Here is a 9544-nt window from a genome sequence, read left to right as displayed (position 1 = left end):
TCACCAGTGCGGCCCAAAGGGCCGATATCTTGCCGTAGTGATGTTCCCAAACATGAGGAAACAGCAGCGGACCGGTGGCGATCGACAACAGCAGCCCGGCAAAGGGCAGCGCCCACCACAGCGGCATCGAAGCGCCGGGCAGGCCGTGTTCCTCCGCCGCGAAAGCCTGTGCCGGGAACAGCACGGCGGCAATTATCGCAGCGCATGCAGCCAACAGGGAGATCGGATATGAAAAAGGCCCCCTCATCCGGCCGCTACGCGGCCACCTTCTCCCCGAGGGGAGAAGAGACTCGGCGCCGACGCTCGCCTTCTCCTCTCCCCTCGGGGAGAGGTCGGATTGCCCCGAATTGCCCTTCGCAATTCGGCTGGCAATCCGGGTGAGGGGGTGCTTGCCCAACGGCCGTTCAATCCGACAAAGGGTCTTCGAGCGTCACGCCGGCGTCGCGCAGGCGCTGCAGCATGGCATCGAGCGAACCGTTGAGATCGATGCCGCGGCAGGCATCGAGCCGCACTGTGGTTTTGAAGCCCTGGCTGACGGCGTCCAGCGCCGAAAAGCCGACGCAGAAATCGGTCGCCAGCCCGACCAGGGTCAGCGTGTCGATGCCGCGCTCCCGGAGGTAGCCGGCAAGGCCGGTCTGCGTCGTGCGGTCGTTCTCGAAGAAGGCCGAATAGCTGTCGATATCAGACCGAAATCCCTTGCGAATGACGAGCTCGGCCTTGGTCCAGGCCAGGCCGGAATGGAAATCCGAGCCCAGGCTGCCCTGGATGCAGTGGTCCGGCCACAGCGTCTGCTGACCATAGGGCATTTCGATCATCGTGAAAGGCTGCGCGCCCGGATGGCTGGAGGCAAAGCTGGAATGACCGGCGGGATGCCAGTCCTGCGTCAGCACGACATGGTCGGTTCGCCGGATCAGGTCGTTGACCAGTGGCACGATCTCATCGCCGCCGGCAACCGCCAGCGCGCCGCCGGGACAAAAGTCGTTCTGCAGGTCGATGACAACAAGCGCCTCGTCGGCCATGGGCTTTCCTCTTCCGTATGCAGGCTCCAGTGGAAAATGCCGCTGACGCGACCGGACGCAGAAACTTGACCAGATGGCCGGCGGCGTCAACCTCTCGCGACATAACAAATGCGTGCCGGCCGGGCCGCCGCAAACTCGGGCTTTGACAAATCCAGCGGGCTTGATATCATTTGCATACGAATGAGTTTCTCGGCTCGAACGCCGGAAATACCGGATTCGGAAAGTTCCTTCTGGAAGGCAAAGCGTGATCCGTTACGCGAAACCCACCTCGGTCGACGAAGCGCTCGCTTTGCTTGGCGAGGGCGCCTGGCGCATCCTTGCCGGCGGCACCGATTTCTATCCGGCACAGGGCAGCAAACCGTTCCGCGACAATGTTCTCGACATTAACGGCCTGGCGGCGCTGCGCGGCATTGCCGAGACGCACGACCATTTCGTCATCGGCGCGCGCACGACCTGGACCGACATCGTCCGCCATCCCTTGCCGCCGGCCTTCGATGCGCTGAAACAGGCGGCGCGTGAGGTTGGCTCGGTGCAGATCCAGAACGTCGCCTCGGTCGCCGGCAATCTCTGCAACGCATCGCCTGCCGCAGACGGCGTGCCGGCCCTGCTCATCCTCGATGCCGAGGTCGAGCTGCGCTCGGTGGCCGCGACGCGGCATCTGCCGTTGCAGGACTTCATTCTCGGCAACCGCCGAACCGCTCTGCTGCCCGGTGAGATGGTCACGGCCATCCGCGTGCCGAAGCCCAGCGGCACGTCGGCTTTCGTCAAGCTCGGCGCGCGCCGTTATCTCGTCATTTCCATCGCCATGGTGGCGGCGCGTCTGGTCGTCCAGGATGGCCTTGTCCGGCAAGCGGCGGTCGCCGCCGGCTCCTGTTCGGTGGTGGCCAAGCGGCTGGCCGGCGTCGAAGCCGCGCTGCACGGTCTGCCGGTGGACGGCGGACTCGCCGACGCGGTCCTGGCCGCGCCGATGGCAGAACTGTCGCCGATCGCCGATGTGCGCGGCAGCGCCGAATACCGGCTCGATGCGGTGCGCGAGATTGTTGCCCGCACGGTGCTCGCGGCTATGGGGCGTACGACTGGCGAAGAGGTGGCGGCATGAGCCAAAATTGGCCTGACGCGCGTGAAGCCCTGCCCGATCCGGGCAGTGCCCAGCCAGGCTTCGGCGCTGCGCGCGCCGATATCGCCTTCGAGGTCAATGGCACCGCCGTCTCGGTCAATGTGCCGCCCCTGCGCCGCCTGTCCCTGGTGTTGCGCGATGAATTGCTGTTGACCGGCACCAAGATCGGCTGCGACGCCGGCGACTGCGGCGCCTGTACGGTGCTGGTCGACGGCGATCCGGTCTGCGCCTGCCTGATGTCGGCGGCTTCCGCCGCCGGGACGGCGGTAACATCCGTCGAAGGCCTCGCCAATGGCCGGCTGTCGGCGCTGCAGGCCTCGTTCCTTGCCCATGGCGCGGCGCAGTGCGGCATCTGCACGCCGGCGCTGCTGGTCGCGGCAACGGCGTTGCTGGACAAACAGCCAAGCCCGACCGAGGCCGAGGTGCAGGATGCGCTGGGCGGTATTCTCTGCCGCTGCACCGGCTACCGGAAGATCATCGCGGCGGTGATGGATGCGTCCCTGCAGGGCGCAAGCCTCGATTTCCGCTTGCCTCGATCAGGCCATGCGATCGGCTCCTCGCCCGTCCGGCTCGATGGCGTGCCGAAGGTCACCGGGGCTGAGAAATTCGGCGGCGATTCCTTCCCCGCCGATGCGCTGGCCGTGCTGGTGGTCCGCTCGCCGCATTATCACGCCAGCTTCGCCTTCGGCGACCTCGACGGCTGGACGAAGGCGCATCCCGGCATAGCCGGTGTCTTCACAGCAGCCGACATTCCGGGAAAAAACTGTTTCGGCGTCATCGGCCCGTTCGCCGACCAGCCGGCGCTGGCTGAGGGGTTTGCCCGCCTCCGCGGTGAGGCGGTGGCGCTGGTTGCCGGCGAGCGTGAGGCGATGCTCGATCTCGACCTCTCGGATTTTCCGATCCGCTGGACCGAATTGCCGCATGTTCTCCAATCCTGCGAAGCGCGCGCCGGCGGTGCCAAGCTCATTCATGAAAACAGGGCGGCAAACTTGCTGACCTCCGGCTTCGTCGAACGCGGCGATCCGGAAGCAGCGCTTGCCGGCGCGGCTTTCACCGTCTCTGGCGCCATCGACACCTCCTATGTCGAGCACGCCTATATCGAACCGGAAGCCGGCTATGCCTATCTGGACGGCGACACGCTGGTCGTCGTCGCCTGCACCCAGGCGCCCTATATGGACCGCGACGAGACGGCGAAGGTGCTCGGCCTAGCCGTCGACAAGGTGCGCATCGTGCCGACCGCGACCGGCGGCGGTTTCGGGTCCAAGCTCGACGTTTCGCTGCAGCCGCTGATCGGCCTGGTGGCGATGAAGACGGGGCGGCCGGCGGCACTTGCCTACACCCGCACCGAATCGATGATTTCGACCACCAAGCGCCATCCGGCCGAGATGAGAGCGACCATCGGCGCCGATGCCGACGGCATTGTCACCGGCATGATCTTCGAAGGTGACTTCAACACCGGCGCCTATGCAAGCTGGGGCCCTACCGTGGCCAACCGCGTGCCGGTGCACGCCTCCGGACCCTATGCGACGCCGAATTACCGCGCCGAAGGCCGCGCCATCCACACGCATGGGCCGATCTCCGGCGCATTCCGCGGCTTCGGCGTGCCGCAAGCGACGATCATGCAGGAGACGCTGTATGACGAGCTAGCCGGCAAGCTCGGCATGGACCGGCTCGATTTTCGCTTGAAGAACTGCCTTCGTAACGGATCCGAAACGGTTACCGGGCAGCTTCTGGAGTCCGGCGTCGGCATTGCCGAATGCCTCGAATCGCTGCAGCCGCATTGGGTGCGCGCGACGGCTGATGCGGATGCGTTCAACCGTGCCAGCAGGGATAGAAAGCGCGGCGTTGGCGTCGCGTCCTGCTGGTATGGCTGCGGCAACACCTCGCTGCCCAACCCGTCGACAATCCGGGTCGGCATCGCGGCTGACGGCACGGTCATCCTGCACCAGGGCGCCGTCGATATCGGCCAGGGATCCAACACGGTCATCGCCCAGATATGCGCCGACGCGCTCGGCCTGCCGCTTGAGAAATTCCAGTTGAAGAGCGCCGATACGGCCATCACCCCCGACGCCGGCAAGACCTCGGCCTCGCGCCAGACTTTTGTAACCGGCAAGGCGGCCGAAAAGGCCGGCCGCGCCTTGCGCGAAACGATCCTGCGCTTCGCCAATGTTTCCGAAAACGCAGCCCTGCAGCTCGACGGCCCCGTGATCGTCATCCGCGAAGGTGAAGCCACGCGCCGCGTCGATCTCGCGACATTGGATGTAGACACCGAAGGCTTCGTCTTTCGCGCCGAGGAGACCTACGACCCGCCGACGCTGCCCCTCGACGCCAGGGGCCAGGGCAAACCCTACGCCGTTTACGGCTATGGCGCGCAGATCGCCGAATTGGAGGTCGACCTTAAGCTCGGCACGGTGAAGCTGCTGAAAATCACCGCCGCGCATGATGTCGGCAAGGCGATCAACCCGCTGCTGGCCGAGGGCCAGATCGAAGGCGGCATTGCGCAAGGCATCGGCATGGCGCTGATGGAAGAGTATATCCCCGGCCGCACCGAGAATTTGCACGATTATCTCATCCCGACCATTGGCGACGTGCCGCCGATCGAGACCATTCTGATTGAAGTTCCGGATCCGGAAGGACCCTTTGGCGCCAAGGGTTTGGGCGAGCATGTGCTGATCCCGACGGCACCGGCGATCCTCAATGCCATCCGCCACGCCACCGGCGTGCTGGTCACCAAGATTCCGGCGACGCCGACGCGTATCCGCGCTGGCATCCGCGAAAAAGATGGCATCCGCGAAAAGGAGGCACGCCGATGAGCGAGCTTGCCGAACGCTTCGAGACCCATGATCCCGGCGAGAAGCTGGTGGCGGAGAAGATCCGCTGCGATGCCTGTCCGGTGATGTGCTACATCGCTGACGGGCGCACCGGAGCATGCGACCGCTACGGCAATGTCGGCGGCAGGATCGTGCGGACGGACCCGCTGACCATCCTCGATCATGCGGCCGAGACCGGCGCGGCGATCGTGCCGTTCGTCGCCGTGGGCGAGGCCTGGGACGGCGAACTGGTCAACACCGGCCGCCGCTTCGTCACCGCAATCGGCGCCGGCACCACCTATCCCGACTACAAGCCGGCCCCCTTCATCGTCAGCCAGGAGGTCGAAGGCGTCGATCTCGTCACCGTCGTCACCGAGGGCATCTTCTCCTATTGCGGCGTCAAGGTGAAGATCGATACCGACCGTCACCTCGGTCCCGAGACGGCAATAGTCCGCGCAGCCGGCGAAGCGATCGGCCATGTCACGACGGGCGAGTATGGCTCGCAGATGCTGTCGCTGGGCGGTGTGCACCATCTGACCGGCGGCTCCAAGGCCGAGGGACGCGCCACCTGTGACGCGCTGCTCAATCTGTGCAACCGCAAGCCGGTGGAACTGGCCATCGACGGCGGCGCCACCATCATAGTCGAAGCCGGCAAAGCACCTGTCATCGACGGCAAGCAGGAACACCGAATGCGCGTCGGCTGCGGCTCGGCCACCATCGGCATGTTCGCCACGCAATGGCGCGGCCTTGTCGACGAGGTGGTGGTGGTCGACGACCACATCACCGGCGTCGTTTCCGAGCATCAGGCCGGCAAGGTGCTGGGCTGGCAGGATACAGGGATAAAAATAATCGGCCGCCGTTCGACGCCGGGCCGCTATTTCAAGGTGTCCGAACCCGGGCTGGGCTGGGGCGGCACCAGCATTTCAGACCCGCTGTCGATCCTCGGAGAGTGGAACGCCAAGAAAGGCGCGCGGCCGGGGCTGTCGCTGCTGATGGTGTCGACCACCGGCGAACAGTTCGCCTATTACGAACTCGACGACGAACTGAAACCGGTGCAAAAACCTTTCCCCGAACGGCTGCAGAAGTCGGTCGGGCTGATCGAGGACAATTGCGAGCCAGCTTTGTGCACAGTGCTGTTCATCGGCGGCGCCGGCGGCTCGCTGCGGGCCGGCGTCACCGAAAACCCGGTCAATCTCACCCGCTCGGTTCAGGGCCTGACCACCTATGTCACGGTCGGCGGCGCGCCGGTCTATGTCTGGCCGGGCGGCGGCATCACGCTGATGGTCGATGTCACCAGAGTGCCTGAGGGTGCCTTCGGCTATGTGCCGACGCCGGCGCTGGTGGCGCCTATCGAGTTCACGCTGCGCCGCGACGACTATGTCAGGCTCGGCGGGTACGAGGCCGAGATCCGCAGCGTCGAGGATATTGTCGCAAAAGGCGGTGAGTACCTCAATCCGCGCCGCGGCACAGGCGCCGAAGCCACCAATCCATGGCCGCCACTCGCGCAGCTACGCCGTGCCGGCTCGAACGGGGCCGGGTGATGCAAGGCCCGCAAGCCAACTGGCTGCAGGACGGCAAGCGGCTCCATCTCAACCACGGGCCGATCGACCTGATCGTCGAGGTTTTTGGTGAGGCGGATGAATGCCGCCGAGCCTATGAACAGGCGGTAGCGCGGTTCCAGACGATCCTGATGGAGCTGGTCGAGGAGCTCCCCGAATTGCGACTACCGGCGTTTTTCCTGGCGCCGCGCAGCTTCGCCGGCCCGACGGCGCGCCGCATGGAAGCAGCCGTCATGCCCCTGGCGGAATGCTTCATAACACCGATGGCCGCCGTCGCGGGATCGGTAGCCGACGAAACGCTCGCCGCATTGCTTGCCGGCCGCAAGCTCGATCGCGCCTATGTCAACAATGGTGGCGACTGCGCAATCCATATCGGCAGGGGACAGTCGATGGGATTGGCGGTCGCCGGCACCGGTAACGGCATGGCCGACCGGATCACGATCCGCGCGGAAGATGGCGTTCGCGGCGTTGCCACCAGCGGCTGGCGCGGCCGCTCCTTCTCGCTTGGCATTGCCGACGCCGTCACCGTGCTCGCGCGGACCGGCGCCGAGGCAGATGCGGCGGCGACCCTCATTGCCAACGCGGTGGACCTGCCCGGCAATCCCGCCATCAAGCGCATTCCCGCACATGAATTGTCGCCCGACAGCGATCTCGGCGCGCGCCTGGTGACACATGGTGTCGGCACGCTTGCCCTTGGCGAAGTGGCGCGGGCGCTGGACAATGGCCTTGCCGTCGCCGAAGATTTTCGCCGGCGCGGCCTGATTGCCGGATCGGCGCTGTTTCTTGGCGGTGAGGCCCGCATCAGTGGCTCGGTTGCGCTTGCCGCGCCCAACAAAAGTTCGAGGGAGGAAGTTGCCCATGCCTGAGTTTTCGATCCGCAAAATCGCGGTGCTGACCGAAGAGATTTTTCACGAGGGCGGGCCGGTGGCCCAGGTGCCGCGCCGCCGCGCCGCCGCGATGGCCCTGGTGAAAAACCCGTTCGCCGGGCGCTATGTCGAAGACTTGCAGAGCGCCATGGACGATCTGAAGCCGCTCGGCCTGTTGCTCGCCGACCGGCTGATCGCGGCGCTCGGCGGCGACGTCAAGCAGATCGACGGCTACGGCAAGGGCGCCATTGTCGGCACGGCGGGCGAGTTGGAGCACGGTGCGCTGTGGCATGTGCCCGGCGGCTACGCCATGCGCGAACGGCTCGGCGACGCCAAGGCGATCGTGCCGTCGGCCAAGAAGGTCGGCGCGTTCGGTTCAAAGCTCGATGTACCGCTCGGCCACATCAACGCCGCCTATGTGCGCAGCCATTTCGACGCCATGGAAGTCGGCATCAGCGATGGTCCGCGCCCAGACGAAATCCTGTTCTGCCTCGCCATGACCTGTGGCCCGCGCATCCACAATCGCATGGGTGGTCTCGCGGCCGATGACATCAAAGCCTGGGATGGCTTGCGGTGAGCGGCGAGGACAATCTGCTCAAGCTGGTCGAGGTCGAGGCGCCGGACGACCAGGATTACCTGCTGCAGGAGCAGGTCGGCTTCATCCTGCGCAAGGCGCATCAGCGCCATGTGGCGATATTTGCCGCGCATATCGGCGATCTGACGCCGCCGCAATTCGCGGCGTTGGCCAAGCTGCGTGACGTCGGCGAGACCTCGCAGAACCAGCTCGGCACGCTGATCGCGATGGATGCGGCGACGGTGAAGGGCGTCATCGACCGGCTGAAGGCGCGCGGCCTGGTCGAGCTTTCCAGGCACGAGGTCGACAAGAGACGGCTGCTGGTCAATCTGACCGCGGCAGGCCGTGATGCCATCGACCGCCTGATCCCGCTGGCGCGCGAGATCACCCAGGAGACGCTGGCACCGCTCTCCGCCAAGGAGATCGCCACCTTCATGAAGCTGCTGGTGAAGCTGGCTTAGACCGCCGGGCGCCAAAAAGGCACCCGGCAGGAAGCTTGGCTCAGAGGCCGTTGTCCTTCAGCACCTGGGCGGCGTTTTCCTTGGTGATCTTCTCGGTCGGCAGAGTGATGGTCTTTTCGACCTTCTCGCCGTTGAGGAACTTGATCGCCTGGCGCAGGCCTTCGGCACCGGGAGTGACATAGGTGAAGGTTGCCGTCAGCTCGCCCTTGTTGACCATCTGCACGCCTTCGTTGGGCAGGCCGTCGATACCAATGAACTTGATGTCCTTCTCGCGGCCGACATCCTTGGCGGCGAGATAGGCGCCGTAGGCCATCGGATCGTTGTGTCCGTAAACGAGATCGATCTTCTCGTTGCTCTTCAGCGCGTTGGCCATCAGATTGTAGGCCTGATCCTGCTTCCAGTCGCCCGATTGCTGGTCGAGCAGATAGTTGATGCCCGGCGCCTTGTCGGTGAATTCGTGGAAGCCGTCGTGGCGGTCATGCGCCGGCTGGGTGCCCATGCCGCCCCAGATCTCGACGACGTTGCCTGCAGCCTTGCCCTTGCCGCCAAGCAGTTCGACGGCATATTCGCCGGCCGCGCGGCCGATCAGCGCGTTGTCGCCACCGACGAACTGCGTGTAGTCCTTGGTCTCGACATTGCGGTCGAGCACGAAGACCGGGATCTTGGCATCGATCGCCTGCTGCACGACGCCGGTCAGGCCGGCCGATTCCTTCGGTGACACCAACAGCGCATCGACTTCCTGGCGGATCAGGTTCTCGACATCGGCGACCTGCTTTTCGGTCTTGTCCTCGCCGTCGGTGATGATCAGTTCGACCTCGGGATGCTTGGCGGCTTCGGCCAGAATGTCCTTGTTGAACTGCGCGCGCCAGGGCTCGATGGTCGTCACCTGCGAGAAGCCGATCTTCCACTTCTTGTCCTGGGCGAAGGCATTGCCGGTGGTCAGAAGCGCGGTGGTGGTCAGCAGTGCCGCGGTCACTGCAGCAAGCTTCAGCATGTCACGTCGTTTCATTTTTTGTTTCCTCCGAGATTGAGAGACGGTGTCTCTTGCGACGGCCGCTTTGCCGCGGCCGTTTCCTTGTGCGCCGATTGCCCGCCGGGCAGGCGCAGATAGGCCAGGAGATCACCGGCATTGCGCTCC

At 65.1% G+C, this 9544-nt stretch carries 9 protein-coding genes; 6 read left to right on the top strand and 3 right to left on the bottom strand.

The window, feature by feature from the left end:
* Together EN984_RS11800 and pncA are read right to left on the bottom strand one after the other, a co-directional pair.
* Window positions 1–247: sodium:proton antiporter (locus EN984_RS11800; RefSeq protein ID WP_206517422.1), on the bottom strand; the 247-nt coding region annotated here is incomplete at its 3' end.
* Window positions 248–404: 157 nt separating this feature from the next.
* The gene (pncA, locus tag EN984_RS11795) at window positions 405–1019 is read right to left on the bottom strand and encodes a bifunctional nicotinamidase/pyrazinamidase (protein WP_127267041.1); all 615 of its coding nucleotides are present in this window, start codon (window positions 1017–1019) and stop codon (window positions 405–407) included.
* Between the two features lie 244 nt (window positions 1020–1263).
* Between pncA and EN984_RS11790 the strand changes: the two genes are divergently transcribed.
* Genes EN984_RS11790 through EN984_RS11765 form a run of 6 tightly spaced genes read left to right on the top strand, consistent with a single transcriptional unit; the run spans window position 1264 to window position 8406 of the window.
* Window positions 1264–2118, top strand: coding sequence for a xanthine dehydrogenase family protein subunit M (locus tag EN984_RS11790; RefSeq protein WP_127267040.1), 855 nt, complete (start codon window positions 1264–1266; stop codon window positions 2116–2118).
* Window positions 2115–4949, top strand: coding sequence for a molybdopterin-dependent oxidoreductase (locus EN984_RS11785; RefSeq protein WP_127267039.1), 2835 nt, complete (start codon window positions 2115–2117; stop codon window positions 4947–4949). Before EN984_RS11790 ends, EN984_RS11785 begins: the two co-directional genes overlap by 4 nt.
* Window positions 4946–6487, top strand: a complete 1542-nt coding sequence (locus EN984_RS11780) for a 6-hydroxynicotinate reductase (RefSeq protein ID WP_127271013.1) — start codon at window positions 4946–4948, stop codon at window positions 6485–6487. The genes EN984_RS11785 and EN984_RS11780 overlap by 4 nt, the downstream gene beginning before the upstream one ends.
* Window positions 6487–7371, top strand: a complete 885-nt coding sequence (locus tag EN984_RS11775; protein WP_127271011.1) for a UPF0280 family protein — start codon at window positions 6487–6489, stop codon at window positions 7369–7371. The genes EN984_RS11780 and EN984_RS11775 overlap by 1 nt, the downstream gene beginning before the upstream one ends.
* Window positions 7364–7948 carry an amino acid synthesis family protein gene (locus EN984_RS11770; RefSeq protein ID WP_127271009.1) on the top strand — a complete coding sequence of 195 codons (585 nt, stop codon included), beginning with the start codon at window positions 7364–7366 and terminating at the stop codon, window positions 7946–7948. The genes EN984_RS11775 and EN984_RS11770 overlap by 8 nt, the downstream gene beginning before the upstream one ends.
* Window positions 7945–8406 carry a MarR family transcriptional regulator gene (locus tag EN984_RS11765; protein ID WP_127271007.1) on the top strand — a complete coding sequence of 154 codons (462 nt, stop codon included), beginning with the start codon at window positions 7945–7947 and terminating at the stop codon, window positions 8404–8406. Before EN984_RS11770 ends, EN984_RS11765 begins: the two co-directional genes overlap by 4 nt.
* A 40-nt stretch (window positions 8407–8446) precedes the next feature.
* On the opposite strand, the gene EN984_RS11760 is transcribed toward EN984_RS11765, so the two are convergent.
* The gene (locus EN984_RS11760; RefSeq protein ID WP_127383750.1) at window positions 8447–9415 is read right to left on the bottom strand and encodes a substrate-binding domain-containing protein; all 969 of its coding nucleotides are present in this window, start codon (window positions 9413–9415) and stop codon (window positions 8447–8449) included.
* Between the last annotated feature and the right edge of the window lie 129 nt (window positions 9416–9544).

The sequence above is a fragment of the Mesorhizobium sp. M7A.F.Ca.CA.004.12.1.1 genome (assembly GCF_003997835.1).
Lineage (GTDB): Bacteria > Pseudomonadota > Alphaproteobacteria > Rhizobiales > Rhizobiaceae > Mesorhizobium.
Note: the sequence above shows the minus strand (reverse complement) of the source record. Positions and strands in the feature narration are given on the sequence as shown.

Coding starts and splice junctions, on each gene's coding strand:
- pncA (WP_127267041.1), bottom strand. CDS start 1,019: ATGGCCGACGAGGCGCTTGTTGTCATCGACCTGCAGAACGACTTTTGT.
- EN984_RS11785 (WP_127267039.1), top strand. CDS start 2,115: ATGAGCCAAAATTGGCCTGACGCGCGTGAAGCCCTGCCCGATCCGGGC.
- EN984_RS11780 (WP_127271013.1), top strand. CDS start 4,946: ATGAGCGAGCTTGCCGAACGCTTCGAGACCCATGATCCCGGCGAGAAG.
- EN984_RS11775 (WP_127271011.1), top strand. CDS start 6,487: ATGCAAGGCCCGCAAGCCAACTGGCTGCAGGACGGCAAGCGGCTCCAT.
- EN984_RS11770 (WP_127271009.1), top strand. CDS start 7,364: ATGCCTGAGTTTTCGATCCGCAAAATCGCGGTGCTGACCGAAGAGATT.
- EN984_RS11760 (WP_127383750.1), bottom strand. CDS start 9,415: ATGAAACGACGTGACATGCTGAAGCTTGCTGCAGTGACCGCGGCACTG.